Genomic DNA, 26,298 nt, shown 5'->3' on the forward strand with positions numbered 1-26,298 from the left:
TCCTGGCTGGGCGCTGAGAGGAAGGGACGTGCTTGTGTTCAACCTCCACCCTCACAGGAAACAGGCCCTTAGGTCGGCCCTCAGCGGAGGGGAAGCGTCGTCGGCAAGAAGTTTCGTCAATTGCTAGCAGCAAATACCCTCCGCCGTGGGAAAGTTCACAGTCATATGCACGATCTACAGACTCCCTTTAGGTTCTTTGGCGAACTGGTCGTCGGATCCGCCTTGCTCCTCATGGCTCGATCACTCAAAGAAGTCGGATTACTCGCTGCAGCGTTCTTGGTCGGCCTCGTCGCGCTCGAAACCTGTTTGCGCATGAACGGTCTGTAAGGGAACCAGCTCCCTCCCTGTAACCGTGACACCACTGCGCTTCATGACTGAATGGCTTGAGAGCCCGTGCGGCAATGGGATTGCCCGCTTTTCTGGTAGTGGTCTAGGCCGAACTGAGGTCACAAAAGCGCGCAAAGCGGGTTGGTCTGATCCTCTGGTCGAGCGGCACGATGTGATGAGCCAGTCGCAAGCCCAACTGCACTGGCATGGGTTACGCCGTGAGGGATGGACGGTCACTAACCCACAGTGGTGAAACCAGGGCGGGCAGAAAACTGGCCTTGAGAGCTGAGGGAAGGAAGTGACTCAGGCAACTGTCGTGTCAGTCCTGGAAGTAACAGCTCCTGGGTCGGGCTAGGGGAGGAAGCCGCGTAGGGGGAGCTGCACTTTCACCATCAGGTGTTTCCCAGGGAAAGCAGCACTGGCGATTACTGCTTTCTAGGGCAGCATTTCAAATGGAAAGCGTCCGCGCACTATGCGCAAATCTTCTTAACTAATGTGATCTCGGATCCATATTGGAGCGGTTGATAATGCCGCTTTTGCTGGAAGCCTAAAAACCACAGGTCGCTCATCTTCTGGATCAGTGCAAGGGTTAAAGACTCTGTTCTTGCAAAAGAACAATAAGTTTGTTTTCCAGCTTGCCTTGGATAGGCCAGTTTTAGGTTGAATCCTTTTGGCACCTTCGCTGATACCTATCTGTTGATTGGTTGCGAGTGGGGTGATCCATGTTTTGATTGCAATGGGTGTATGAGTATTAACGAGGAAACGTCTGAGATTCCATTTCTGGATCCTGAGAATCCATTAGCGACAGGTGCCTTGGAGGCTCAAGGCGGAAAGAAGTCAACTTTCTCCCTCACACCAGCACAAGGGGGTGAACTTGTTGCGGCGCCATCCTCGGAGACCGCAAGAGAATACGAAGTGGATTTCGCCAAGTCTCTTGAGCAATTTCTTCATGGGATAAAGCTTCTTGAGCAATTTGGCTTTTCCGAAATTAGGCAGACATATCCTGTAATTCTGGCATTGATGTGGTCATTGCTGGTTGGAGGCTCTCTTGCAGTTGGAATAAGCTGTATTACATCCATTAACAACCTTCCTGTTCTTGGGGGTGTATTTGAGAGGTTTCTTGAATTGGCTGGCTTTGCTTGGGTGGCTCGCTTTGCGGCATCAAAGCTTTTGTTGCATCAAACAAGAGCGGAACTCTTCTCAAGGATCGCAAAGATCAAGAAAGACTTGCTTAGCTGAGGATGCTGACTAGAGAACCCCTCGATCCGAGACGGGTAAGTGCCAAGCTCCCCCAATCCAACACTCCCCGCTACTGAGCAGTGGGTCGGGGAGCTGTTGCGGTAGGGCAATCACCCCAGGCAACCGCCCGTTGAAAGGGAGGCAATACAGGAGACTTGTCTTGGCGGATCCCCCAACTCTTGGGTGATAACACGAGGAAAGTGCGGTGAGGGATTCCCCAAGTCCGCCACTGTCCCGCAACTGTGATGGGGCGTGCCCCTCAGTCAGAACACTCACCGTCAGCTAACTAACTCTTTCTCGGCGAGGACCGAGTCATCAAATGCAAAAGAAGCTACTCATCATTGCCACAATTAGTGGGCTTTCACCGGCGGCAGGACTTGCAGGTCCATATATCAATGCTGAACCAATGCTGGATGGCTAGGCAATGACTATCAAGAGGCTACAACCGATTTACACCTAGGCTTTGAGGACAAACTGGGGGTATATCCAGGCAGGTCCCGCTCTGGCTCTGATCGATGATGCCAATGCGAACATGGCATTGTCGGGGAAGACTGGCGTCGGCATGGACGTCACTGAGTCCCTCAATCTCTATGGCGAGTTATCGGCATTGACATCAAGAGGAGGGAATCTTTACTTTGCAAAAGTTGGAGCAAAATACAAGCTCTAATCCCTGGCTGAGGTTGCGCGATTAAACGGCGGCAGACACACTGAACTGGTGCGTCCCACGAATCTGGTTGGTCCTTACCTCCAGGCTCGTCCTAGTGGATGTGCCACCCCCTTGCACTGACGGCAACACCAAGGCCATAACCGCCGAGGGAGCGGCAGGTGCAAGCGCCGTTATCCGGGGGTGGGGCGGAGTGCATTTCGCCTCCAACCCAACACTCCCCGCTACTGAGCAGTGGGTCGGGGAACTGTTGTGGCAGTGGTTTTGAGACGCCGGAGATCTTGTCCAGCGGGGCCTTGTCCAGACCCCGATCCGATGTCGTATCGCTGAGGTTCCGGCCAGGTGGCCGGTGGTGAGACGCCAAAACCCCGCGCCCGCGGGGATTGAGACTCCCCGCCGCCAGCGAACTGTCCTGCATCACTGCCTATCCAGCCGGTACGCCGTGGCTGTCCGTGGACAAGAAAACCCCTCCGTTCGAAAAGAAGTGCGGAGGGGCATCAACCCCACTGTCCGGTGAGGGTCGATGACATTGTCTTCGTTGTCAGTGGACTCTCGATAGCCCCCAATGGGGGCTAATGAAAATCCGGCACGCCATCAAGTTTGCGGGTGTCTGAAGAGGGAACGCTCATCCGAGGCTATGAGCGGCCTCCCTTTACAGACACGCTGTCTTGACTATCGGAGGTCCGGCCCTGAAAGGCAATGCGCATAAAGCCTGATTGCCGTCTGATCGAATCAGGTCGATGGTGGGTTCATCGATCTCGGAGGCGTTTTGGACGACACTCCACCTCAGAAGCATCAGTGAGCTAGCTGACTGCAGACCCCTGCTCCACAGTTCTTTCTCATCCACCACGGGCACGTCCTAAATCTCGGTTCTGCCGGGGGACACTCCATCCGCACCCAGTGAGGTGCCCTAGGGAGTAAGAAGGCCCGCCAACTGGAAGATCAGCCCCAGGCGTCGAGATCAGAAGCTCCCTCCATCTCTTTCGTCCATCAAGCAATGGGTGTTTCCCATGCATGAACGACCTAGGTAGGCCGTCTCTTCCACCGGGGAGGGGCGGCCTTACTTAATGAGTCGTAATTGGCGTTGCGTCTTGCGGTCGGCAGACCAAGAAAGAGGCTGCCGTATCTCTGCTCAGGCACGAACAAGGCGCAGCGAATCTTAAGAGACCCCGTCGGCATCGTCTGGCAATGGCTGGGCTATTGCCTCATAGCCGCTCCGCAGGAATGCGTCGCAAGTGCGACTAGGCACTTCTACAGATGTATTCATGGCCCATTTCGTAGAGAGTGAAGCCAGCTAAGGAGGGATGCATGGACGTGATCACCGATGGCATCCTCATCGCCCTTTACCTCTGGGCAACAGTCGCAGTCATCAAGCAAGGGACCTGGAACAAGCCAGAAGCTTCATGCGACGTGTACCTCCGAGAAGAGGACGGCAGACCGATGACCGACTGCGGATCAGCTGCGTGAGGTCTCCTGAGGGGATGTTTTCTTGGGCGCAGGCTTCTTGGCCTCCGCCTTGTCGTGCTGGTGGTGCTAAGCGTTAGGGTTGTCGCAGAACATGATTAGCAAAGACTGCTGTCTACAGCGTGCACCCGAATTTGTTTTCAGCTCATTCGTACAAGAACTTATGCAGGGCTTCACAAACCGAAGCCACAGGACAAAAGAAGACAGCCGAGTGATTCCCCCAAGGCTTCAAGCATGAGCTCCTTGCGGCGTTCCCAATGCCCCGACTCACTAAGCAGTAGTCAGTGAAGATGCTGCTCTTGAGAATCTTCAAGGATGATGGCTTGTTGTGGCCCGGGATAATTACCAAGCTCAGACAACAGCCTCTGCTTCTCGTCTCTAACTCGAAGCAACGCTGCAACCAGCTCAGCCTCTGACTGCTCAAGGTCAGCAATTTGATTAGCAATAACTGTAGGAAGTTGGAGCTCCATACTTGACCCCCGTTTAGAATTAGTTGTTTTCGCGATGCTCAGAAACCGAGAATTCAGGATCGGGGTACCATCGGCACTCCAAGATGAAGCCCTCACGTCGGAAGCTGAGCATTGCCATCACAAAAGGCCATTTGGCACGGGCATGATCATTCGAGAACCTCTACGTCCTGCTCCAAATCTTTTAAGCGCCTGATAGCCAATTCAAAGTTGGCAAGATGGATGCACACGCCATGGTGTGTGCAGGCAACGAAGAGGGGTTGCCTAGTCAAGCCTTCAACCTCGTGGATAGTCGAATGCTTTGCCGTGACTTGCAATAAATGGGCCATGTTCTTTCGGCTAGTGAGTATTACTACTTATTTTCTCTGCTTGCATTCAGTATTCTCTTAGGGATTTCCCGCGTCCCCCGAGAAAAACATCAAAGTTTATGCCTAGGTATTTCTTGCTACCCCTCGTCTGGCGGCCGTTCAAGAGAAGTTAGTGGCTGGATTGTCCCGACCAGCTAGTCAAAGGCTGTCGGCAGAGGTAAGACCTGATCAGATGCTGAATGACTGGGGGCTTGCGAGCACCTTGTTCTGAATTACCCCATATAGAGGCGAAACGAAGCACCGGCAAATTGCCCCCATTTGGGGCTATGGGCACGACTAGGAGCAGAAGGAGAGTGATCAAGCCCCCAGGGAGGGGGCACCGAAGAGCAGACGGCCCCCGTTGACGGACGGGGTCTTTTTCTTGCCTCTCCACGGCGTAAGGCTCTTGAAGCGAAGATTTTGTGGGGCCTCACAGCCCGAGAACAGCAATAAAAAACCGCGGTAGCTTCTCCGCGGTTTGAGGTCCTACCCGGGCGTCTTCCTCCCGAATGGGGTCTCCAGTACCCGCTGCATGTGGCAGTTCAGATCCTTGAGGGTTGTTCCACGACGGTTGGCTCGTGAGGCAATGAATTCCTCCACCACCAGCGGCCACCCTTGATCTGCCACGGGCTTGGAGGACGTTGCCGGAGCTGCCTCTCTGGCGCTCCATAGCGCCTTCGCATCAGCCAGGGAGCAATGCCGGCTATCCACCAGCTCTTTGATGCTGCAGACCGCCGTGAGGATCGCTGCGGAGTCGGTGGCGGACCATCCCGTGCCCAGCATCACGTTCTGCCTGGGATTCGCCTGCTGCCTGCCCTCGTTGAAGCGCCTTGTGAGCTGGCAATCACCATTGCGCTCGGCAATGCCCCAGCCAGGTCCGCAGGAGTGCTTGATCTGCCGTCTCAAGCCCTGAAACCACTGTTCCCGACTCATGTGCGCAGAAATTTCCCCATGCGCAGAATCATGCGCAGAAATGGGGTTCTTTGGGATGCCCCGGGTAGGACAACATGCGCAGACGCTGCGTCCGAGACACAAAAAAACCCAGTCAGTGACTGGGTTCTCTCAGTGGAGCCAAGGAGACTCGAACTCCTGACCCCCTGCATGCCATGCAGTTAGTTGCTCGCTGAGTAACAACGGTCAAATCCCCGGGAATACTAGGGCAGAAGCTCGTTCAGCACTATAGCAAGGCCAAAGACGGCGCACAGGACTTGAGGGTTCTTGTTGCTTCTTGCATGGCTTTGGCGCACAATTTGGCGCACAGCCGCTGACCACCTGCATCCCTTGGCCAAAGTCATCTGGTCGGACAACATGCGGCAGGTGCTAAAGCGTGAGCACGGCAAAGGCTGGTCAGTCAGAGATCACCGTGGCCGGGTGCAGCTGACGCGGATTTTTGAAGACCGCTCACGCAGTGCCGTTTACCTGCCACTGACTTGGACAGCCGATAACGCCACGGCGATCCTCAACACGGTTGCTGCAATCCACGACCTGATGGATTCGCGCAAGGTCAGCTTGAAAGAAGCTGCCCGGTTGAACACTCAGGCGTTGGCAGAGCCAGCCACCAGCGCCAAGAAGGTGGCGGATAAAGGCTGGGATGCAGTTGCCGCCGACTTCCTTAAGAGCCGTGGTGACAGGCGCAGCAGCACTCTCAGGGACTTGAAGCTGCGGGTTGAACGTGCTGTTGCAGTCATCAACCAGAAGCCCAAGCCACGCGACGGCATGAGCGTGTTGGAGGCGTACGCAGCCGCCTACTTCAAAGAGATGGCACCAGGTGGTCAGGGGCGCAAACGGAATCTCAACGACGTTGTGGCGTTCCTTCAGTTCGCTGTTGACCGCAGCGGTGCACCAGACCGTTTTTTGCCACCGCCTAAAGACCGCATCAATGAGTTGATCGGCACCAGCCCGACATCAACAACAGAACGGCTCACACCACCGATCAAGGCAGACCAGTTCACCGCTCTGCTGGATGCGCTGGAAGCTGATGGTCGCCATGACCTGAAACTGGCAGTAGCGCTGGTTGGGTATCTCGGGTTGCGGCCTGCAGAGCTGGCTGTGCTGCGTATTGGCGATGACGGCAAGGCAAGGGTCGGCAGCATCAAGCGCAACATCCAAACGATGCAGCAGGCAGAGAAGCCGCCACGGTTGGTGATGCCCCTTGAGATTGAAGGCAGAAACAACGAAGGCGCTCGAGCTGTCGCTCAGTTCGCCAGTGGCCTAGTGAAGCTGCCGAAAGCACTACGGAAGCAGATTGATTTGGTTGAGGACAAAGGACGTTTTCAGGACGTTGGTGCTGAATTTGCCCAGCAGCTCTCACGCTGTACACATTGGCAGGCGATGAGAAATATCGACCCGCGCATCACTGCTTACAGCCTGCGCCACGGATTTGCCTGGCGGGCAACAGTTGGCGAAAACAAGCTTCCGGTGCGAACTGCTGCAGCATTGATGGGGCACACGATGCAAGTGCACCACAGGCATTACGGCGCTTGGGTTGATGAAGCCGCCATTGAAGAAGCGGTGGGGATGCACAACGCTGCCGTCGCTTGAACCTGATTTGGTTGTTGCAAGTTCCAGCAAGTTCCGTGTATAAGTTGAGCAACTCAGAGGTCACCCCGGTCTGGTAACTCTGCCGGGTTCCCCTCCTAGCGACTGCGACACCCATCTGTGTCTGCGGGGACGGAGCTAATAGATCACCCCGAAACGACGGAATGGCTCGTAACGCAGACAATCGCAAAGGGAAAAGGCGTCCTATTCGCCTGCCTCAGAACCTCACCGTCAAAGAACGGCAGGTGGTCATGAGGCTGGCGGAAATGATGTCCCAGGTCTGCAGCAACGCAACTCCAGAACAACTGGCTGAGCTTGCCGCTGACCCTGAGTTTGCATCTGCTCCGCGTTGCTTCAGAGCAGCCATGAGGTCGTTCGGGACACCGCTCCCGACCAATGCAAACCCAATGGTTTAAAACGTCTGAAGCTGCAAGGCTCTGCGGCGTTTCTAGTTACTGGCTGAAGGGCAACCGTGACATCAGCGGTGGCTTCCTTGTGGTCGATAAGCACTGGATTCCTGGCATCACGCCAACGTCACCAATCCGCTGGAACGTTGCGTTGGTTCTGGAAGCCATGCGCTACCACGGCATGAATCGCATCAAAGGCGATCAGCTGTTGGAGGCCGTGCAGTGATCAAGCGCGCCACCTTCGTTGACGGCAAAAAAGTGCCGGTCAACCTCAATGCTCATGAGCGGATGGTCCGGTCAGCAGCAATGGCTGATGCGTGCCGCTCCGCACTGCAGCAGAAGCACCTGACTCCAGTTGCGCGGGAGATGTACGAAGACTCCCTGCTTCGGCACACGCAGGACTGGATCCGTTTCAAGAAACAAGCCGACCAACAAGCAGAAAAATGACCCACAACCCAATGGGTCGCGGGCCACTCCCTGCCAAGGATGTGGTCAATTTAGGCGACCTTCTGCCACCGGAGCAGTGCGTCAAAGCACTGAAAACCCCTGTAGCACCTGAAGAAAAACTGCCTGGCTGGGCTCAATGTGCGCCAGAGAGTGCGCCAAACAGTCCTAGACGGCTCACCATCGATGAATCACAAGCCCGCAGGCATCTGTGGTTGCTGAACCTTGATCCACGCGTGACCAACATCCGCGCCATTGGTCACAAGGGGATGAACCCCAGAAAGGCCATCAACGGCATCTTCTCGGATGACATTCATCGTGCTGAGCAATGGCATCGCCAAGGGTGTGGCCTTTATCTACAGGTCAACCGTGGCGGCACCAAGAAGGCACAGGTCACTGAGTGCATGGCACTGTTTCTGGAATACGACGACCGGCCTGTGCTGAAGCAAGTCGGCATCTGGGATGACCTTGGCCTTCCATATCCCACTTTTCAGGTGGACACAGGTGGGCGATCAATTCACCACTACTGGACCTTCAAAACCCCAATAGAGCCAGCACGTTGGGAGCAGCTGATGGCACGGCTGCACTTGCTTGCCGTTGGTTGCGACACCAGCTGCAAAGGTCTGCCCCGAATGATGCGGATGGCTGGTGCCTGGTACATCGATGGCAACGGCACAGCGGTCTGCAGATCTGAGATTTGCGGTGATTGCTGTGATCGCTACCCAGCGGAGCTGTTTGAAGACCTGCTGCCTCCTTTGCACAACCCGTGCAAGGAATACAGCAGTGCACCAGCGGTAACAACTGCGCGTCCAGCTGTTGCCCGGGCACGTTCTGGCAACTGCACCTTGTCAGTGCGGCAGATCGCTGAAGCTCTAGATCACATCCCACGCCGTGTCGCTGGCCAAGGCACTTACGGCACCTACCTGCGGATCTTGTGGGGGCTGAAAGCAGCCATTACTGAAGCCGGTGGTGATGAAGACCTCGCCATCCGGTTGATGGAAGCTCACAGCCCTTCGGAAGTCTCCGGTTGGGACGTTGCACAGGTGGCTCGCAGTGGTGGCGAGCACATCGGTCCAGGGACGTTCTTTCACCACGCCAAGCAATACGGGTGGAGTCGTCATGCAGAACGCTGATCTGGAGAACATCGTTAGTTCTGCTGAAGCCGACAACCCGGTACTGAAGACCAAAGACTTCATTGACCGGGCAACGAAGCTCAAGGAGAACCTCGACAAGGGGGTGGAACGCGTTGATGCCATCGATGACCCAACGTTGCGGTCTGTGGCTCTGATCCAGCTACAGGACGAATTGGGCCTCAATTGCAATGAGTTCCTGCGCCTGGTGGAACTGCTGTCCAAATTCAAAGGGGAGCAGCCACCAGACGACTTTGATGAACTGCGCAAGTGGACATCAAAGCGTCGAAAACCGCCTGTTGTGGAAGACCTGCTTGGCTCCAGCTGCCTAACCGTTTGGGCCGCTGACGGCGGTTCAGGCAAAAGCTGCGGTGCTTATGAAATCGCAGAAGCAATCACCACTGGTGGCAAGTTCGCTGGTCAATTTCAAGCGCAGGTCGGTGATGTGGTGTTCGTCCAAGAAGACGAATCACCCACAGATGCCGAGGTGAAGTGGCAACGCATGGGTTTTAATCCCTACGGCAAACGACTGCACCTGATGTGGTCGTTCACTCCGCTGATGATTCCTGAGCTGAAAGCCAAGATCCAAGCCACCAACGCAAAGGCTGTGGTGATGGATTCGCTCATCAGCATTGCTGGCGGAACCATCTCGCCAAAAGACGCTGAGTTTGCGCTGCTGCTCTACCGGCTCAACAAATTGGCGTCAGAGATGGGGGTAGCGATCCTGCTGATTCACCACCTCACCAAGGACAGCAACCGCCAAGAAGTCACCAAGGAAGCCATCTACGGCAGCGCGTTTATCTTCGCAGCCACAGCTGATTGCTGGGGCTACTGGCGGGCCGATGAAGAAGGAAAACCGCAGTTCAAATTGCGGGTGCTGAAGGCTCGTTCCAACACTGTGGAGCTGGGAACCATCTACGTCTTCAACGGCAACGAAGAAGACCACCGACTGACGTTCAAAGGCTTTGGTGATCGGGTGGTGAGCCTTGATGAGCTGAAGACCAAACGGGACATGGTGATGGCCTTGCTGCACCGTGACGGCAGCCAGAAATGGTCTGGTGCTGACATCAGCGAGTTCTTCGGTTGGGGTGGCAGCCGTTACGCCGAAAACGTGTTGGCAAAGCTCTACGAACAGCGTTGCGGCGTTGATCGCGTGCCCATGCCCAGCACTGGTGGCAGGCGGAAATACGCCTACTTCAGCGTTCTGGGTGGAGAAGTGAAAAAGTCCGACTTCCCCACAGCTTCTACACCCCCTAAAACCGGGTCAGAAGCCAGTGGTGAAAGGGACTGGTAAGGGGCTTTCACACACTTCTTACTCCTCGTGATACTGAATGACCTGCTGCTGGTAATGCAGTGGGTCATTCAATTAAGACCAGGTGCAACAGCAGGACTTCTACACATCCTTTCGCACATATGTGCGCCAATTGGTGCGCCAGAGCATCAAGACTTGGTGTTGGCGTGCCGGACGCCCCAGCCGGTGCGCCTTGCCCTAATGGCTTCGTTGTCCAGTTTCCGCGCTAACAGAATGTCGTACAGCAACCTCAGCGCGCCAACGCTGGCTGAAAACTGTTTGTCGTGTTCGGCTTTAAGGCTGATGCGTTGAAGGCTGGTGCAGAGATGAGTCACTAGGTGCTGAGCATCGTGCGCATCCAGGCCCAGCTGAAGCTCGCCATGTGCCCAGTGACAGTCCCGTCTTGCAGTTGATCTGGAGCACCCCCACTTCTGCATCACATACGCCACGGTGTCGGCGAAGCCATGCCCATCGCTGATCTTCGTGAGGGCAGCTTCCCTACGGCGTTTGCGTTCGGCTTTGGTTGTGCGCATTGGTGCCTAATCGAATGGTGTCTTGATGCTTAAAACGATTGCTCTGCAGAAGCTTTGGGGCTGGACAAGATCCAATGGTCACTGACCTATAGGTGACCAGTGAATGGTCTGTTTAGACAGCAGGCAGGCTGAGGCAAGAGGTTTGTCAGCTGTGATCCCACCTTGAAATGTGTGCTTGAGTGTCTGAAGTCTTCAAATCCATTGCGCTTTAATGGATCTAAGTAGACATAGGCAGTAACTAGTGTTGTCTGCATGTCTAGGTAGACGTACTGATTGCATTATCTATCTGGAGGTAGACAATCTGCTCAGTACCGGCGTGGGTTTGTCGGTCGTTATGGGAGACCCGAGCCTCTGGGAGTCCAACACCAGGGGCTTTTCCTTGACCGCCTGCTCAACGTGAAGGTGGTCCATTGCCTGATAACCCTTTCTGGGAAGTAGCTCGACTTTCCCGCTTGATATTTCCGGGCGCGGAACGGGGCACAGAACACCGCTTTTCTGGCTCTATGTGCATGATGCAGAAATGGCAGTGAATCTGAATACCGCTTCAAGCGACGAAGACCTTGCGATGCTGTGGCCGAACACCCTCCACACCCGATGGGGGCAAGAGGGGTTCATGGGCGGCATCGGCGCCAAGGGCGACGACTTTGTTTGTCGCTGCTCAATGTGCGCCAAGATCCGGCGCGACCGTTGGGAGAAGGAGCCTTACTGATCAGTGAAGACTCCAAAGCCACGAGCCCTCACCTATACGGAAATGATGAACGGGGGGAAGCAGCAGCTCGATTCAGAAGCTCCAGACGGTGAGAGCCTGAAGCTGTTCTGCCGTTGCATCGGAGAGATCAGGCTTCAGGTTCAGATGGAGGGGGTGCAGGGGTAGGCGGGTCCAGAGATTGAGAGAGAAGGTTGGCCAACTCCTTCCTTTGTGCCGCATCGATGCACTTCTCTGTCTTCTTAAGTGCCAAAAGCTTGATCTTCTCGTTGTCCGAGCCGTTCGGGGCTTCCTGTTTCTCCTTATCAGAATTCAAAAAACCTTGCGCAAAGAGCCCGCCCAAGGATTTCACTAAGGCACTTGGAAGCGCGATGTCGACAGCACTCTTTACTGAGACGCCATCTTCAATGGCCTCGCAGAATGCTGCAGAAAAGTTTTTTGCAAGTGCATAATCTCCCGGCCCTATCTCAAGACCTCCTGAAGTAGGGCTTGCTGCTGCAAACGAGCTCCCCGCCCAACTCAGCAGGAATGAGACCGACGCGATCAGGGCGAAAATCCTCTGGGTCCAGGTCTTCATGGGGTCTACCGGTCCGCTGGGTAACGATTATCAGAAATACCGCCTGTAGGGCCGACCATCCTTTGTGCGAGCGTCTGTGTATCGCCCTCCTCTGGGCCCCTCCTTTTCTTGAACCTGCTTAGGCGGTAGAGCGCCCGTCATCTTCCACTCATGCCTCTCTTCTTCCACGGAAGGCGACGAGGTTTCATGAGCCTCACGTATGTAGTCGGCCATCGACTGCTTGGGTTCGGCTGGCGGCTTCGGGGCGGCCTCTATTCGAACCCATTCCCCAGCCTCGTTGAGCTTGTAATGACCCATGCCCCCAGCTTGGCTCAGGTCACGCTCACGCAACAGCTCCCCGACCCACTGCTCAGTAGCGGGGAGTGTTGAGGTGGGGGAGTTTGGCATTCCCCCGTCTCGGATCACGTAGGAACGACCACCGTGTCCTCAGCGGTTATGGCCTTAGTGTTGCCGTCAGTGCAAGGGGGTGGCACATCCACAATGAAGAGATGACCAAAGTCGCTGCTGCTGTACTGCTTGCTTCGTCTCTCATTGCTACAGGCGTTCGAGCAGAAGAACCGGACGGCAACTACACCTTTGCCACTAAGGCAGAAGCCCTGCAACGGGCAAAGGAGACGGGCTGCGAAGGCGCTTACGAATGGTTTGGTGTCTGGTCACCCTGTGAAGAAGACGGTGGCGAAGACGATCACAGCGGCCATGACCACAGCGGCCACAGCCACTAGCCAACAGATCCCGGGTCGGGAGTGTTGAGTTGGGGGCGAAATGCACTCCGCCCCCGTCTCGGACAACGACCTATGCACCGGTCGCCTCCTCAGTCGTTATGCCTGTGGTCAGGCCGTGCAGACATCAGCAAATCTGCTCAGCAGGTTTTATATCCCCATAAGCCATGACAAAGGGGAGCCTTGGCAGGCTTCTAGGGAGACAGAGTCGGCTTGATGAGCCGACTTTTTCATGACAGCTAGGCGTGCCGCCATCACATGAGATCTGGATACTGATCCGCTCCCTGTGGACAGGTACCCCATAGAGCTGGCAAACACTTAAGCCTCAGCATTCACGACGCAAATTTCTGAAGCCACTTCACGTACCCACAAGGACTCCAGAAGCCCCCGTGCCCCTTCTGCGTTGAACGTCTACGGGAGCCATTAACGACCCACCCGAGAGCCTCTGCAGCCCCTTGAGACGGCGCTCAGCTGTAAGTCAATGTGTCAATCAATCGGATCCGAAAGCTAACTTTTAAAGCTAAGCCTCTGATAGCAGAGCGAGAGCCACTGCTGAAAGAAGAGGTTTCGGTGCGATCTCCAAAGAGTAACAGGCTCCTGATCATTGAAGTTGAAAGGTGGTGGTACATCGCCCCGACCACGGTCCCTCTCCATTTCAGCAAGAAGCCTATCTACATTATATTCAGGATGGCCAAGATGCATGAGCTGCTTTTGATCAGGAGTTTCAAAAATGGTGTAGCCAACATCCTGACCATGAGCTAGCAGCCTCAACCTACCTTGAATCTCGGCTTTTTCCATCTCTTGATCATCTAGCGTTGCGTGTCGGCTTTGTGGGCAGACAAAAGTATCGTCTTGACCGTTGATAATGGGATTTCCTGGAGCGAGTGACTTAAGAGGGAACACCCCAAACAATTTTTGGGACAATGGTCGCTTATCAACTCCTGCTAGATAAGCCAATGCAAAACCAGCCCAGCAAAGACCAAGGGTGCTAGCACAGTGAGTACGAGATTCATTAATGACCTTTACTAGCTCTTCCCAGTAATTAACCTCTTCAAACTGCAAATGCTCTACTGGCGCGCCAGTAATAATTAGAGCATCTAAAAAGTCATTCGAATTCGCCTCTTCCCAAGAAACATATATACGGTCTAAATGGTCCCGATCCCAAGTCTTGTAGTCATGACTTGAAAGTCGAATCCATACAGGCTCGATCTGGAGAGGGGATAGCCCAAGTGGATGCAGCAGGTTGAATTCATACTGCATCCCCAAGGGCATAATATTTACTATCCCAACTCGAAGTGGCCTAATATCTTGCCTCTCAGCTAGAGATGGATCAATCCAAAGAACACCAGCCCTTTGAAGAGAATCAATCTTATTGTACTTTCTTGGAAGTATGAGCGACAACTTGCCACCTACAGATTGACAGAGTTGAGTGCTTGGTCAAAGTCAGAAATGATATCAGTTATATGCTCAATACCGACAGATACCCTGACCATAGTAGGAGAAACGCCAGCAGATTCTTGCTCACTCTCACTTAATTGCTGGTGCGTTGTAGAAGCAGGGTGTATTACAAGAGTCTTAGAATCACCAACATTCGCTAAGTGACTCGCAAGTTTCAGGTTGTCTATGAACCTGACTGCATTCTCATATCCCCCTTTAAGTGTGAACATAAGCATACAGCCACTTCCACGGTGGGTACAATACTTCTTGGCGTTGTTGTAGTACGGGTTTGTTGGCAACCCTGGATAACTTACCGATTCGATACGTTCATCTTTAGTCAACCATGAAGCAAGCTTTAGAGCATTTTCTGCATGACGTTCGACCCTTAAGCTCAACGTTTCAAGTCCTTGAAGAAGCAGAAACGAGTTAAACGGACTTTGAGCGGGACCCCAATCTCTTAGCCCTTCGATCCTCGCCCTTAGGGCAAAAGCAATATTCTTTGAGTCAGGCAGACCTAGCATTTTGCAAATATCACTTCCGAAACCAAATGCATCCCAGTGAATAAGTCCGTGATAAGCATCACTTGGACTCGTCATAAGAGGGAAGCGGCCAGAACCCCAATCAAAGTTTCCAGAATCAACAATCACTCCACCAAGGCTTGTTCCGTGACCTCCGATCCACTTAGTAGCACTTTCAACCACAATATCTGCACCATGGTCAATGGGTCGAATAAGTGCTCCAGCAGCTCCAAGAGTGTTGTCAACGATCAGAGGAACACCATATTTATGGGCAAGATCAGATAACTTATCTAGATCGGGAATGTTAAAGCGAGGGTTACCCATCGACTCAACATAAATCGCTTTAGTGTTGTTATCAATGCAACGCTCAAAACTATCAGAATCGTCGCCCTCAGCAAACTTTACCTGTATCCCTAGTCTTGGAAACTGGACCTTGAACTGATTATATGTACCTCCATATAGATAGGAAGTAGAAACAAGGTTGTCTCCTGCTTGTAAAATATTTGTGATTGCAATAAATTGAGCTGACTGTCCAGAGGCTGTGGCAACTGCTGCAACACCACCCTCGAGCGCTGCCACGCGCTTTTCAAAGACATCAGTGGTTGGATTCATTAACCTCGTGTATATATTCCCAAACTCTTTTAAGCCAAATAGATTTGCTCCGTGCTCTGCATTATTAAATACATAAGATGATGTCTGATATATCGGTACGGCTCTGGAGTTAGTGGCTGGATCGACTTGCTGACCAGCATGAAGTTGAAGGGTCTCAAACTGGTGGCTCATTTCAAATCGTGACTTCTTCTTGAATCCTAATTGCGTTGCTATATACCAGGCGCAAGTCGCACCTAAAAATTTAACCTTTTATGTGACGCTATGCAAAGCTAAAAGGTTTAATTGGTTTCCAGTTCAAGCGGCAGAGCCTTGAAGTACAAGGATCCAAGTTAATGCCGTTAGCAAAGCAACTGAAACCGGAAGCAACAGTAGTAACAGATGGCCAGAGCGATTCTCCGGTTGATCTGAGATATCGGGATCTTCAGATTCGGAGAGAGACATTAGAACGTGCTCCAACATGGATAGATGAGTTCGATAGTCAGCAATAGAACATGTCGAACGAATCTTATCCTTCACATTTTCGCAAAATAAAGATCTCAGATTCATTAATGTCGTGATATCAAGATTATGTTTACGATGAACCATCAATAAGCTTCGCTTTCGTGAGGCTAAATTATGCAAGCCACTGAGGTCGTACCAGTTTTGCTGCCAACTTAATTCTGAGATTTTCCGAAAAACTTGCTGATGCACTTTTATCACTCAAGGTTTTTCTCCACTCACAGTTTGATTTTTGAAGACGCCGCTTAGTCTTCTGTCAATCTTTTGTCTACCTTTGCCTGCAAAGCTGAAAGCTGCTTTTCGATGTACCTTGCAAGTTTCTGATCGCCAGCGCGCTTTGCTTGATGCAAATGAAAAATCAGGCTGTCGTAGGCGTCCTTGGCTGAAGACTTCTTGGCCATGAGTAGCAATGCACAAAAATTCCGCTGTTACTTAGACGTCTCGGAGCAAGGAGCTTGCGATCCAGGCTGCAAATAAGAACGCGCCAATGAAACCGGCCATAGCAATCGGAGATCCGACTCAAATGTAACGGTGTGTAACGACAAGCGTGGCTTCTCGCTTGGGCGGAGGCCAATCAACAGAAATTTGCTTTGCCGCACCGCCTCACTTACAGGACTCCAGTTGACCCACACCAGGTGTCTGTTTGCTGGCATCAGCTGGCGGCACCACTACAGCTGGTGCCAGCGTTAGCCAGTACTGGGCGACCCTCAATGAACCCAGCCGTGCTCACCCGCTTGGACCAGCTGGAGCAGGAATGGCAGCAGCGTCTACTGATGCAACCAAGAAGCGGTCCAACGGACAAAAAAAGAGACGGGTACCAACCCGCCTCGGTTTCTCCCTTGAAACCCACTCGTAGGTCTCAAAGAGATAGTGCGACCAGGCGTTAAGTGGTGACGTGTCTTTGGTCACCCCTTGATCGTTGTGTGTGGGACTGAGGACTCTTCCTGAGGTTCCCAAGGCAGCCAGCCGAAAGCGACTCACCAGCAACAAGCCAAGAAAAAACCTCCATGGGATGACTGACCACGGAGGTTTGCGGTCTCCTCAGACGACGCCCAACAGATCTATTCGGGGTCTTGTATCCACACGAGTAGGACAACCGTCACTGGGGGTTCGGTCAAGAACACTCACCCCAGGAAACCGCCCATTGAGAAGGGCGGCACTCACGCCGCCCTTGGCACCTGACCCGTCGAAAGAGAAGCAGGGTCTGCTGGTGTCTGAACCCTTGATAGGTCGCCCAACAGGCAGGCGACACCAGCAAAAACACTCAACCTCGAAGCACATAAAAAAGGCGGTGCGCTAACACCGCCTCTCCTCCCCAAGACGAAACTCACCACGGAACATCTGATCCAGTTGTGGTTCAAGGGGATACAGAAGGCATCAGTACAAGCACTCGTTCAAGAGGGACTGGATCCCTGCTCCCAGTTCCAGCACTTCACTGATGACACCTTCGGTCTAGGGATAGAACCCTCATGAAGGTGGCAGTAGGTGCTGTCGTAGTGACGGCAGTAGAGGCGGCAGTTCAGACCTGTTCCCGAAGTCCGGAGCAGTCCATAAGGAAGAACGTCGTTGGTCATCACGCTGCCTCTGGGCACCACCCAACCTGCTTTTCCCGTCTGGTCATCCAGTGACGGCACTTCTTGGTCAGGTGCTCTCCCTGTTGCAGTTGCTTGGACTGCAGTCGGCACCCCAGCAGTGTTCGGCAGTGGGCGTCTGTCCCATATGTGAAGTGCTGGCAGGTAATGCAGACCCGGCCTGACCTGGAGGCGCGTAATGCCCTCGATTCCATGAACTCCCAGTCCTCCATGCACGCTCCGCCTAAGTACACCTGCACTACTAAAAACGGCGTTCGTTCCGTAAGGCTTTTCAGGAAGGCTTCAGGTCTCGGGGAATCCGGAAGAAATTCCTGAAGCCGGAGTACGTAGGCCCATGGACGCGGCTAGCCCCTAGGGGTGCCTTTGTCTGGACGACGCAGAGTTTGATGGTCAACGTGTCCTCAGACTCCTTGCAGGTGCTCCTGGTGGCAGCTCAGCGTTGGTTACTAGCTCTCGCCGGCATAGGCCTTGTGGCGCTGGTTGCACTGATGACCAGGCTTCTTCCTGCGGTGAATCAGACCCAGCGCCTGCTCGACTGCGTTGAGCGCTAGAAGCAGGCTTACGTCGAAAGTGCGATCCCGGAGATCGCTGAGATCGATGCGTATGACCCTTGCAAGGGGTTGTAGGCAGGCCTGATGCCAGGCACGCTCTGACCATTCAAGTCACATCAACCAACAGGAATTCGGTTAACTGGCCAACAAGAGACCAACCCAAACCAATCGACGACAATTACTTGAGCTATCAGTCAAGCCGATTGCTATTACTGGAGTTGGAGAACTACGCTGAATAGTCTTGCCGTTTAAGCTGATCCGAGACTCTTTGCTCTATTCCGAAGAGCACCGAGGTGAGATGAGGCACAAGGCTTTGGGAACTGATGGACTGCTATCAGTTCCCTGAGCGAATCCAGTCTTTTAAAAGCTGCGTGACATTGACTTCTTTCAGTTCCTCATCAGCAATCGCAGCAACTCTCCGAACGTCTCGCTGAGTCTTCACCACCTTTGCAATAGCGTGTTCTGCATCCATCGCCCGAACCGGTTGGATGCTGCAGCGATTCGAGTCGCAATAGAACACCGAATACGCCGTCATGCCAATCCAAGGAAATGGTGTGGGCCGCGATGTGAGGAGTGCGACCCTGCGCTGCCGATAGGACCACGGGGAGGTAAGGACCTCGTCCGTCTGGTTGGGTCAGCACCGTTCGGTCATGGCTCAAGTCGCTCCTTGGGTGCAATAGCCAAGCAGCAAAGGTGGTACTGCAGGCTTTCGAAACCGTGGGACACAGCAGCTTTCCTCCCCCGCTGGGACTGCGTTGGTCTGTGGTGCCTTCAGCTCTGGAATGGACTCAAACGCTGAAGGAGCGAATGTGAATCGTCTGTCGCGTTCTGCCAAGCCCTGAGAGGGGGGCGCACTTTTCATGCGGTGGCCGGACGCGTCGGTCAAATCCGCTGCTTCGCACAAGATTTGGACAGGCAAGCTCTGCCCCAGGAACCGAACTCGCATCCTCCGTAACACTCCGTTACATTTGTCCGGCAGCTGCTTTTTCTGATGGCTGGTTTCGTAGGCGTCCTTCTCTTTGCCGCATGGGTTGTGGGATCCCTGTTCCGCGATGTCTGACCACAACCAACGCTTCTAGAGGCTCTTTCGCATGGCTAAACCAACTTCCTCAAAGCAGATTTACGAGGCCCTCTGCTTCCACCTCCATCAAGCTCAACGCGCAGGTGATCAGAAGCTTGCGGGTTGCATCACAAAGAGAATTGAGGCTCTCCATCTAGATGCTGAGGCTGGCCTAAGCGTCAGGTAGGTCCAGCCTGACAAAGACCGGATTGGCCTTGGAAACGCACCGCTTAGTCAGCGTCATCTGCTCTTCATCTCCTTGATGAGACATGACCCCATATGGGGGTTTTGGGCTAAGGAGGTTCTGGTGATGATGACCTCGAAACGTCAGTCCATCCCCTCGGACGCCTGCCCGGGGGGATTTTTTATGGACTTCACTCGTTCGGCAGCCCTCTTCTTGGTGCCAAGGGGATTGGGTCGGGGGGTCGGATAAGTCCCCCCTGCTCGGACAACGGCGGAATGTTCTCGGCCGTCTCCTCGCTGGTTATGGCTCCGGTGGCCTCGCAACTGCAAGCCCAAACAACAAAAAGCCCCCGCTTTCGCGGGGGCTTTTGATTCAACACTCCTCGAAGTTCGAGAAGAAGCTGAATCTTGGGGTTCAGCCTCAGCCGATGGCGGGAGCAGTCAGAGCCACGGGGGTGGACTCAGCAGCAGCCAGGTCGAGGGGGAAGTTGTGAGCGTTGCGCTCGTGCATCACTTCCATACCGAGGTTGGCGCGGTTCAGCACGTCAGCCCAGGTGTTCAGCACACGACCCTGGGAATCCAGGATCGACTGGTTGAAGTTGAAGCCGTTCAGGTTGAACGCCATGGTGCTAACGCCCAGGGCGGTGAACCAGATACCAACCACAGGCCAGGCAGCCAGGAAGAAGTGCAGGCTGCGGCTGTTGTTGAAGGAGGCGTATTGGAAGATCAGGCGACCGAAGTAACCGTGGGCAGCCACGATGTTGTAGGTCTCTTCCTCTTGGCCGAACTTGTAGCCGTAGTTCTGGGACTCGCTCTCGGTGGTTTCACGCACCAGGGAGGAGGTCACCAGGGAGCCGTGCATGGCGGAGAACAGGGAACCACCGAACACACCAGCCACACCAAGCATGTGGAAGGGGTGCATCAGGATGTTGTGCTCAGCCTGGAACACCAGCATGTAGTTGAAGGTGCCGGAGATGCCCAGGGGCATGGCGTCCGAGAAGGAGCCCTGACCGAAGGGATACACCAGGAACACTGCGGAAGCAGCAGCCACGGGTGCGCTGTAAGCAACGCAGATCCAGGGGCGCATGCCGAGGCGGTAGGAGAGTTCCCACTCACGACCCATGTAGGCGTAGATGCCGATGAGGAAGTGGAAAACAACCAGCTGGAAAGGACCGCCGTTGTACAGCCACTCGTCGAGGCTGGCGGCTTCCCAGATGGGATAGAAGTGCAGGCCGATGGCGTTGCTGGAGGGGATAACAGCACCAGAGATGATGTTGTTTCCGTAGATCAGGGAGCCAGCAACAGGCTCACGGATGCCGTCGATGTCGACGGGGGGTGCTGCGATGAACGCAACGATGAAGCAGATGGTGGCGGCCAGCAGGCAGGGAATCATCAGAACGCCGAACCAACCCACATAGAGGCGGTTGTCGGTGCTGGTGACCCACTCGCAGAACTGGTTCCACGCAGAAGCGCCTTGGCGCTGCTGGATGGTGGTCGTCATGAGTACGGGAAAGAAAGGCTCAACGGACTAGCCGTCAGAGCGGGGATGCAAAACGGCCCTGTTGGGCTGTTGCACCTGAAGTTATGGGCACTGACCAAGAACTGGGAACCCTTTTGGCGATCGCCTCTGGCGATCACAGCGATAACCAGAGCTGATCAGCCCCGTCATGACTGAGCTCTTGCGATCATCTGAGGCTGAATCGCCCCCAAATGGGGACACGGCCGTCAGCGGCTGGATTGCCCCCATTTGGGGGCTATGGGCACGGCTAGGTGCAGAAGGAGAGTGATCGAAGTCCCCAGGGAGGGGGCACCGAAGAGCAGACGGCCCCCGTTGACGGACGGGGGTCCCACATGCCGTGGAGCCCCCCCCACTACTGAGCAGTGGGTCGGGGAGCAGTAGGTGTTCGTCCGAGCTGGACAGCCTCCTTCATTTCGGTGCGGGCTTGGTTCTGCTGAGAGTTCAGCTTCTCGGCTGCTTCCGCCGCTTGGGTGCTGAGGATCTCTTTCTGAGCCCGGGTCTCTTCCAGAGTTGCCTTGGTTGTGGCTTCGGACGGCTTGAGTTCATCGCGCTCCTTGGTGACGGCATTGAGCTGGGTGCGGCTAACCGCTGCCGTCTCACGCGCCTCCTGGAGCTGCTCCTGCTGGCTCCTGAGTTCTTCCTTCTGAGCCTCTAGTTGCTTGCTGAACTGCTCCAGACCTGCGTCCGCCTTGCTCAGGCGCTCCTCCAGCAGGCGTTCAGTGCTGCCGTTCGGGGCTGAGGAGGCTCTGCTGCGCCTTGAGATGATGTACCCGGCGATGAAGCCAGCCAGGACCCCAGTGACGAACAGAAGGACTTCTGCCATTGCTCTGTAGGTGCAGCAGGACCTTCCTAGCCCTTAAAGCTGCCTCCAGCTCCTCCTCTTGCACTCATTTGGCGCACTCTTTGGCGCACAAACAATGTGAAACAGCCTTCTGCGGCGCTTCTTCCTCTTTGGCAAGGCACTAAAAAACCCGGTCGTGGACCGGGCTTTCGGTAAGTGGAGCCAAGGAGACTCGAACTCCTGACCCCCTGCATGCCATGCAGGTGCTCTACCAGCTGAGCTATGGCCCCTTTCGGTATCGATGAACTCGCCTGGCGCTGGTCGTCAGGGATGGCCCGAAGGCCGCGTCGTCGATGGAGAGAGCTTACACCGCAGAGGGTTTAAACCTGACGCCAGACTGCCACGAGCTTCCCTTGGATGGCCACTTGGTCGGCATCCACGAGGATCGGTTCGTAGGCGGGATTGGCGGCCTCAAGACGCACCTGCCGGCCGTCGCGGTGGAAGTGCTTGAGGGTGGTGCCGCTGCCGGGCACCAGGGCGCTGACGATCGTGCCCTCCCGCAGTCGGCTTGGCTCCTTGACGGGCTCCATCAAAACGACGTCACCGTCGGCGATGTGGGCGTCCACCATCGAGTCGCCGTTGACCGTCAGGGCGAAGAGGCCGCGGGTGGCCAGCACCGGCTCGAGCTCCAGCCGCTCCTCGACGTCGTCAAAGGTTTCGACCAGGCCACCGGCAGCCACGGCACCCAGGACCGGAATGCCGCCACCCAGGGCGTCGCCGAGTAGTTGCAGGGTTCGGGCCTGACCTTCCTTCCAGGTGATCCAGCCCTTCTGTTGGAGGTGGCGCAGGCGGCTCTGAATCGGCGCCGGAGAGCGAAGCCCCATCGCCTCCATCATTTGGCGGATCGAGGGGCTGTGGCGGTGTTCGCCGATGTACTCGGAGAGCCAGTCGTAGAGCTCTTGCTGGGCGGTGGTCAGGGGCTCAGGCGATCCAGCGGGCACCGGCAATGCATTTGTTCGTCAATACATTTGTACCGCCGGGGCTCTGCTTTGGCAACCGGCTTCAGGAGAGCAGGGCCGCCAGCAGGGCCTGCTGGGCGTGCAGACGGTTTTCGGCTTGATCGAAGATCCGGCTGCTGCTTCCTTCCATGGCGCCAGCGCTTATCTCCAGGCCGCGGTAGGCGGGCAGGCAGTGGAGAACGATCGCTTTGGGATCGGCCTCGGCCACCAGCTCCTCATTGAGACACCAGCCGCTGAAGGCTTGCTCCCGCTCGCTCTTCTCCTCTTCTTGGCCCATCGAGGCCCAGACATCGGTGTAGAGGGCATGGGCGCCGCGGACGGCGGCGACCGGTTCTTGAATGACCTCGATGCTGCAGCGATCGCCCGCCAGAGCCCGGGATTGCTGCAGAACGCCAGCGTCGGGTTCGTAGCCCTTGGGGCAGCCCACGCGGATGTTCACCCCGAGCAGGGCACCGCAGAGCATCAGTGAGTGGGCGACGTTGTTGCCGTCTCCGACATAGGAGAGGGTGAGCCCTTCGATGGAGCCGAAGGCTTCCTGCAGGGTTAGGAAATCGGCGAGGGCCTGGCAGGGGTGCTCGAGGTCGGTCAAGGCATTGATGACCGGAATCGAGGCCCAGTGGGCGTACTCCGCCAGCTCCTCTTGGGCAAAGGTGCGGATCGAGAGGGCGTTGACGTAGCGGCTCAGCACCCGGGCGGTGTCCGCCACGGGCTCTCCACGGCCCACTTGGCTGACCTGGGGATTGAGGTCGATGGTCTGGCCGCCCAGGCGGGCCATGGCCACGCTGAAACTCACCCGGGTGCGGGTGGAGGCCTTGCTGAAGATCAGGCCCAGTACTTTCCCGCTGAGGTCCACGCGGGTGCGGCCGGCCTTCAGGTCCGCCGCCAGCTCCAGCAGGGCTTGGGTTTGCTCCGCCGTGACATCAGCCGACGAGAGGAAGTCGCGTCCGCTGAGGCCGGCGAGGGAGGGATAGCCGCTGAGGGCAGCCATGGGCCCGTCTTCAAAGAACCCTTATCTGAGATGACGGGCCCCCGCGTCAACCCCTTGGGGCTCAAGCGATCGCCTTAGCGTCCTCGGGCATGACGCTGCTGGCGAGCAGATCCTTGAGGTCATCGCCTTCGATCACCTCTTTTTCGAGGATCTGTTGGGAGATGCTCTCCATCAGCTCGCGGTTGTGGCGAAGGATGGACAGGGCCCGGTCATGGGCGCGGTCCACCAGGGTGCGCACCTCCTTGTCGATCGCCTGGGCGGTGGCATCGCTCACGGAACGGCGCGGGTTGTTGGCCCCGCCGAGGAAGCGGCTGCCGCCCTGCTTGTCGTAGGCGAGGGGGCCAAGGATGTCGCTCATCCCGTAGGTCCCGACCATCTGCTCGGCGATGTCCGTGGCGCGCTGCAGGTCGTTGGCGGCGCCGGTGGTGACTGCACCAAAGACGATCTCCTCAGCGCTGCGGCCGCCCAGCAGGGTGGCGATCTGTCCCTCGAGGTCTTCCTTGGAATTGAGGAAGCGCTCCTCGGTGGGCAGCTGCAGGGTGTAACCCAGGGCGGCCATGCCGCGGGGAACGATCGAGATCTTGGCGACCTTGCTGCCGCCGGGCATCAGGTGGCCAACGATGGCGTGACCCACCTCGTGATAAGCCACAACCTTTTTCTCGTCGGGCTGGAGCACGCGGCTCTTTTTCTCGAGGCCAGCCACGACACGCTCGATCGCCTCATTGAGGTCGCCTTGCTCCACGCAGGTGCGCTTGGCACGGGCGGCGAGCAGAGCTCCTTCGTTGACGAGGTTGGCCAGGTCCGCACCGGCGAAGCCGCTGGTGGCTTGGGCGATCCGGTCGAGATCCACACCCGGGGCCAGCTTCACCTTGCGGGCATAGATATCGAGGATGGTCTTGCGGCCGGAGAGGTCCGGGCGGTCCACCAGCACCTGGCGGTCGAAGCGACCGGGGCGCAGCAGGGCGGCGTCGAGGGTTTCCGGTTGGTTTGTGGCGGCCAGCACGATCACCGGCTTGTCCTTGGCGGCAAAGCCATCCATCTCGGTGAGCAGCTGGTTGAGGGTCTGCTCGCGTTCGTCGTTGCCGCCGACGACGCCCATCGAACCCGCACGGCTCTTGCCGATCGCATCGAGTTCGTCGATGAAGATGATGCAGGGCGCTTTTTTCTTGGCCTCTTCAAAGAGGTCCCGCACGCGGGCGGCACCGGCGCCAACGAAGAGTTCAACGAACTCCGAGCCGCTGATGATGAAGAAGGGAACGCCCGCTTCACCGGCGACGGCTTTGGAGAGCAGGGTCTTACCGGTGCCGGGAGGGCCCACCAGCAGAACGCCCTTGGGGATGCGGGCGCCGATCGCGGTGTAGCGCTCGGATGACTTCAGGAAGTCGACGATCTCGGTCAGTTCCTGCTTGGCCTCGTCCACGCCGGCGACGTCGGCAAAGGTGATCCGGGATTCTTCATCCGGGACATAGACCTTGGCCTTGCTCTTGGTGAAGCTCAGGGCACCCTGGGCGCCACCCATGGAGCGGCGGGCGAAGAACTGCAGCACCAAGATGAAGATCAGGGGCGGCACGATCCAGCTCAGGGCTGTCGTGATGAAGCTGGGCTTCTGGGGCGGGGCGGCGGCGAACTCAACGCCGTGCTCCTCGAGCCGCTTCGGCAGATCCATGTCGAAGATCGGCGTCGTGGCGAGCACCGAGGGGGCGTCGTCTTCCGGAGGCGCCTTGAGCTCGTAGCGGATCTGCTCTTGGGTGATGTAGGCGCGGCGGACATTGCCGTCGTCCACCTGGCTCACGAAGAGGGAATAGGGAACCCGGGGCACCTGCTGCATGCCCTGGTTGGGCAGGAAGCTGCTCACGAGAAGGAGCACGCCAAAGCCAATCAGGAGCAGATTGACGAGGCCGAAGCGCCGGTTCGGGGGCGTGTCGTCCTTGCGGATAGGCATGCGACGGGTGCGCGTTTGCCCCAAACTAGGGTTGTCTACAGGCCCCAGTGGGGGGTGAGAACCGAACGGGAGCGCTCCAGGCCATGTGCGGTCGTTACTCCCTGACCTCTCGCCTCGATCAACTGCTCCCCAAGCTCGGCGGGAGCTTGCCCGATGGCTTGCTGGCCCACTACGCCCCGCGCCCCCTGATCCGCCCCGGGGAACCCGTGCTGGCCCTGCGGCAGGAGCACGGTCAGATCAGTCCTGCGCTGATGCTCTGGGGCTTGCTGCCGGAGTGGAGCAAGGATCCCTTGAACGGACCTAGGCCCTTCAACGCCCGCTCGGAGACAGTGGCCGAGAAGGCCAGCTTCCGCGGCGCCTGGCGCCATCGCCGTTGCCTGCTGCCGGCCGATGGCTTCTACGAAAAGGGTCACCGTCTGGCCCCGATCGACGGACGGCCGTTTTGGCTCGCCGGCATTTGGGACCGCTGGATTGGCCCCGATGGCAGTGAAGTGGAGACCTGCTGCGTGCTCACCACGACCCCCAATGCCCTGGTGGCGCCGCTCCATGACCGGATGCCGGTGGTCGTTCCGGAGGGTCTGGAGGAGGCCTGGATGGAGCCCGTGGATGGTCCTGGCCTGCGGGCCCTGGAGCCGTTGATGCAGGGCTGGTCGCCAGAAGGCTGGGCCGCTGAGGCCCCGCTCAAAGCCAAGCCCAAGAGCAAAACGGAGCAGTTGCCCCTGTTTGGTTGATCGCCAGACTGGGC

The 26,298-nt window shown here is 56.4% G+C and carries 23 protein-coding genes, 1 tRNA gene and 1 riboswitch; of the genes, 10 read left to right on the top strand and 14 right to left on the bottom strand.

Annotation, left to right across the window (positions count from 1 at the left end):
* The first annotated feature begins 987 nt into the window (after window positions 1-987).
* Window positions 988-1,566 (top strand): CAAD domain-containing protein, encoded by a 579-nt coding sequence (locus H0O22_RS00715; protein WP_185187179.1) that lies wholly within the window; start codon window positions 988-990, stop codon window positions 1,564-1,566.
* A gap of 147 nt (window positions 1,567-1,713) precedes the next feature.
* A riboswitch (cobalamin riboswitch) is annotated at window positions 1,714-1,861 on the top strand.
* A gap of 1,677 nt (window positions 1,862-3,538) precedes the next feature.
* Window positions 3,539-3,697, top strand: coding sequence for a hypothetical protein (locus tag H0O22_RS00720; RefSeq protein WP_185187180.1), 159 nt, complete (start codon window positions 3,539-3,541; stop codon window positions 3,695-3,697).
* Window positions 3,698-3,975: 278 nt separating this feature from the next.
* Here H0O22_RS00720 and H0O22_RS00725 read toward each other — a convergent pair whose 3' ends face one another.
* Together H0O22_RS00725 and H0O22_RS00730 are read right to left on the bottom strand one after the other, a co-directional pair.
* Complete coding sequence (locus H0O22_RS00725; protein ID WP_185187181.1) at window positions 3,976-4,164, bottom strand: hypothetical protein; 189 nt, start codon at window positions 4,162-4,164, stop codon at window positions 3,976-3,978.
* Window positions 4,165-4,994: 830 nt separating this feature from the next.
* Window positions 4,995-5,441, bottom strand: a complete 447-nt coding sequence (locus H0O22_RS00730; RefSeq protein WP_185187182.1) for a hypothetical protein — start codon at window positions 5,439-5,441, stop codon at window positions 4,995-4,997.
* A 348-nt stretch (window positions 5,442-5,789) separates the two neighbouring features.
* Between H0O22_RS00730 and H0O22_RS00735 the strand changes: the two genes are divergently transcribed.
* The 5 genes from H0O22_RS00735 to H0O22_RS00755 all read left to right on the top strand — a co-directional run bounded on the left by H0O22_RS00735 (window position 5,790) and on the right by H0O22_RS00755 (window position 10,321).
* Window positions 5,790-7,049: a site-specific integrase gene (locus tag H0O22_RS00735; RefSeq protein ID WP_185187183.1), complete on the top strand. Its 1,260-nt coding sequence runs from the start codon at window positions 5,790-5,792 to the stop codon at window positions 7,047-7,049.
* Window positions 7,050-7,442: 393 nt separating this feature from the next.
* Entirely contained in the window at window positions 7,443-7,679 is a 237-nt protein-coding gene (locus H0O22_RS00740; RefSeq protein WP_185187184.1) for a hypothetical protein, read from the top strand.
* A complete protein-coding gene (locus H0O22_RS00745) occupies window positions 7,676-7,900 on the top strand; it encodes a hypothetical protein (protein WP_185187185.1) in 225 nt (74 codons plus the stop codon). Before H0O22_RS00740 ends, H0O22_RS00745 begins: the two co-directional genes overlap by 4 nt.
* The gene (locus H0O22_RS00750; protein WP_185187186.1) at window positions 7,897-9,030 is read left to right on the top strand and encodes a hypothetical protein; all 1,134 of its coding nucleotides are present in this window, start codon (window positions 7,897-7,899) and stop codon (window positions 9,028-9,030) included. The genes H0O22_RS00745 and H0O22_RS00750 overlap by 4 nt, the downstream gene beginning before the upstream one ends.
* Entirely contained in the window at window positions 9,017-10,321 is a 1,305-nt protein-coding gene (locus H0O22_RS00755) for an AAA family ATPase (RefSeq protein WP_185187187.1), read from the top strand. The genes H0O22_RS00750 and H0O22_RS00755 overlap by 14 nt, the downstream gene beginning before the upstream one ends.
* Window positions 10,322-10,467: 146 nt before the next feature.
* Here H0O22_RS00755 and H0O22_RS00760 read toward each other — a convergent pair whose 3' ends face one another.
* Entirely contained in the window at window positions 10,468-10,851 is a 384-nt protein-coding gene (locus H0O22_RS00760) for a hypothetical protein (protein WP_185187188.1), read from the bottom strand.
* Window positions 10,852-11,371: 520 nt separating this feature from the next.
* Between H0O22_RS00760 and H0O22_RS00765 the strand changes: the two genes are divergently transcribed.
* Entirely contained in the window at window positions 11,372-11,560 is a 189-nt protein-coding gene (locus H0O22_RS00765) for a hypothetical protein (RefSeq protein ID WP_185187189.1), read from the top strand.
* Window positions 11,561-11,687: 127 nt separating this feature from the next.
* Here H0O22_RS00765 and H0O22_RS00770 read toward each other — a convergent pair whose 3' ends face one another.
* On the bottom strand, window positions 11,688-12,134 hold the full coding sequence (locus H0O22_RS00770) for a hypothetical protein (RefSeq protein ID WP_185187190.1): 447 nt from the start codon (window positions 12,132-12,134) through the stop codon (window positions 11,688-11,690).
* Between the two features lie 488 nt (window positions 12,135-12,622).
* Between H0O22_RS00770 and H0O22_RS00775 the strand changes: the two genes are divergently transcribed.
* Window positions 12,623-12,856 carry a hypothetical protein gene (locus tag H0O22_RS00775; protein WP_185186056.1) on the top strand — a complete coding sequence of 78 codons (234 nt, stop codon included), beginning with the start codon at window positions 12,623-12,625 and terminating at the stop codon, window positions 12,854-12,856.
* Window positions 12,857-13,360: 504 nt separating this feature from the next.
* Here H0O22_RS00775 and H0O22_RS00780 read toward each other — a convergent pair.
* From H0O22_RS00780 to ftsH, 10 genes are all read right to left on the bottom strand, one after another.
* Window positions 13,361-14,254: a homoserine O-succinyltransferase gene (locus H0O22_RS00780; protein WP_185187191.1), complete on the bottom strand. Its 894-nt coding sequence runs from the start codon at window positions 14,252-14,254 to the stop codon at window positions 13,361-13,363.
* Window positions 14,255-14,262: 8 nt separating this feature from the next.
* Window positions 14,263-15,591, bottom strand: a complete 1,329-nt coding sequence (locus H0O22_RS00785; protein WP_185187192.1) for an O-acetylhomoserine aminocarboxypropyltransferase/cysteine synthase family protein — start codon at window positions 15,589-15,591, stop codon at window positions 14,263-14,265.
* Between the two features lie 572 nt (window positions 15,592-16,163).
* Window positions 16,164-16,319, bottom strand: coding sequence for a hypothetical protein (locus tag H0O22_RS00790; RefSeq protein WP_185187193.1), 156 nt, complete (start codon window positions 16,317-16,319; stop codon window positions 16,164-16,166).
* A gap of 2,076 nt (window positions 16,320-18,395) precedes the next feature.
* Window positions 18,396-18,596 (bottom strand): hypothetical protein, encoded by a 201-nt coding sequence (locus H0O22_RS00795; RefSeq protein WP_185187194.1) that lies wholly within the window; start codon window positions 18,594-18,596, stop codon window positions 18,396-18,398.
* Between the two features lie 1,129 nt (window positions 18,597-19,725).
* Complete coding sequence (psbA, locus tag H0O22_RS00800; RefSeq protein ID WP_185186296.1) at window positions 19,726-20,805, bottom strand: photosystem II q(b) protein; 1,080 nt, start codon at window positions 20,803-20,805, stop codon at window positions 19,726-19,728.
* A gap of 370 nt (window positions 20,806-21,175) precedes the next feature.
* Window positions 21,176-21,646, bottom strand: a complete 471-nt coding sequence (locus H0O22_RS00805; RefSeq protein ID WP_185187195.1) for a hypothetical protein — start codon at window positions 21,644-21,646, stop codon at window positions 21,176-21,178.
* 175 nt (window positions 21,647-21,821) lie between these two features.
* Window positions 21,822-21,894, bottom strand: a tRNA-Ala gene (locus H0O22_RS00810).
* Between the two features lie 90 nt (window positions 21,895-21,984).
* The gene (lexA, locus tag H0O22_RS00815) at window positions 21,985-22,611 is read right to left on the bottom strand and encodes a transcriptional repressor LexA (protein WP_185187196.1); all 627 of its coding nucleotides are present in this window, start codon (window positions 22,609-22,611) and stop codon (window positions 21,985-21,987) included.
* A 55-nt stretch (window positions 22,612-22,666) separates the two neighbouring features.
* Complete coding sequence (gene argF, locus H0O22_RS00820) at window positions 22,667-23,611, bottom strand: ornithine carbamoyltransferase (RefSeq protein ID WP_185187197.1); 945 nt, start codon at window positions 23,609-23,611, stop codon at window positions 22,667-22,669.
* A 61-nt stretch (window positions 23,612-23,672) separates the two neighbouring features.
* On the bottom strand, window positions 23,673-25,553 hold the full coding sequence (ftsH, locus tag H0O22_RS00825) for an ATP-dependent zinc metalloprotease FtsH (RefSeq protein WP_185187198.1): 1,881 nt from the start codon (window positions 25,551-25,553) through the stop codon (window positions 23,673-23,675).
* A gap of 83 nt (window positions 25,554-25,636) precedes the next feature.
* Between ftsH and H0O22_RS00830 the strand changes: the two genes are divergently transcribed.
* Window positions 25,637-26,284: an SOS response-associated peptidase gene (locus H0O22_RS00830; RefSeq protein WP_185187199.1), complete on the top strand. Its 648-nt coding sequence runs from the start codon at window positions 25,637-25,639 to the stop codon at window positions 26,282-26,284.
* Window positions 26,285-26,298 lie beyond the last annotated feature (14 nt).

The sequence above is a fragment of the Synechococcus sp. LTW-R genome (assembly GCF_014217875.1).
Lineage (GTDB): Bacteria > Cyanobacteriota > Cyanobacteriia > PCC-6307 > Cyanobiaceae > Vulcanococcus.

Coding starts and splice junctions, on each gene's coding strand:
- H0O22_RS00790 (WP_185187193.1), bottom strand. CDS start 16,319: ATGGCCAAGAAGTCTTCAGCCAAGGACGCCTACGACAGCCTGATTTTT.
- H0O22_RS00770 (WP_185187190.1), bottom strand. CDS start 12,134: ATGAAGACCTGGACCCAGAGGATTTTCGCCCTGATCGCGTCGGTCTCA.
- ftsH (WP_185187198.1), bottom strand. CDS start 25,553: ATGCCTATCCGCAAGGACGACACGCCCCCGAACCGGCGCTTCGGCCTC.
- H0O22_RS00795 (WP_185187194.1), bottom strand. CDS start 18,596: ATGACGGCGTATTCGGTGTTCTATTGCGACTCGAATCGCTGCAGCATC.
- H0O22_RS00805 (WP_185187195.1), bottom strand. CDS start 21,646: ATGGCAGAAGTCCTTCTGTTCGTCACTGGGGTCCTGGCTGGCTTCATC.
- H0O22_RS00750 (WP_185187186.1), top strand. CDS start 7,897: ATGACCCACAACCCAATGGGTCGCGGGCCACTCCCTGCCAAGGATGTG.
- H0O22_RS00760 (WP_185187188.1), bottom strand. CDS start 10,851: ATGCGCACAACCAAAGCCGAACGCAAACGCCGTAGGGAAGCTGCCCTC.
- H0O22_RS00755 (WP_185187187.1), top strand. CDS start 9,017: ATGCAGAACGCTGATCTGGAGAACATCGTTAGTTCTGCTGAAGCCGAC.
- H0O22_RS00730 (WP_185187182.1), bottom strand. CDS start 5,441: ATGAGTCGGGAACAGTGGTTTCAGGGCTTGAGACGGCAGATCAAGCAC.
- H0O22_RS00765 (WP_185187189.1), top strand. CDS start 11,372: ATGGCAGTGAATCTGAATACCGCTTCAAGCGACGAAGACCTTGCGATG.
- psbA (WP_185186296.1), bottom strand. CDS start 20,805: ATGACGACCACCATCCAGCAGCGCCAAGGCGCTTCTGCGTGGAACCAG.
- argF (WP_185187197.1), bottom strand. CDS start 23,611: ATGGCTGCCCTCAGCGGCTATCCCTCCCTCGCCGGCCTCAGCGGACGC.
- H0O22_RS00720 (WP_185187180.1), top strand. CDS start 3,539: ATGGACGTGATCACCGATGGCATCCTCATCGCCCTTTACCTCTGGGCA.
- H0O22_RS00725 (WP_185187181.1), bottom strand. CDS start 4,164: ATGGAGCTCCAACTTCCTACAGTTATTGCTAATCAAATTGCTGACCTT.
- H0O22_RS00830 (WP_185187199.1), top strand. CDS start 25,637: ATGTGCGGTCGTTACTCCCTGACCTCTCGCCTCGATCAACTGCTCCCC.
- H0O22_RS00775 (WP_185186056.1), top strand. CDS start 12,623: ATGACCAAAGTCGCTGCTGCTGTACTGCTTGCTTCGTCTCTCATTGCT.
- H0O22_RS00785 (WP_185187192.1), bottom strand. CDS start 15,591: ATGAGCCACCAGTTTGAGACCCTTCAACTTCATGCTGGTCAGCAAGTC.
- H0O22_RS00740 (WP_185187184.1), top strand. CDS start 7,443: ATGCAAACCCAATGGTTTAAAACGTCTGAAGCTGCAAGGCTCTGCGGC.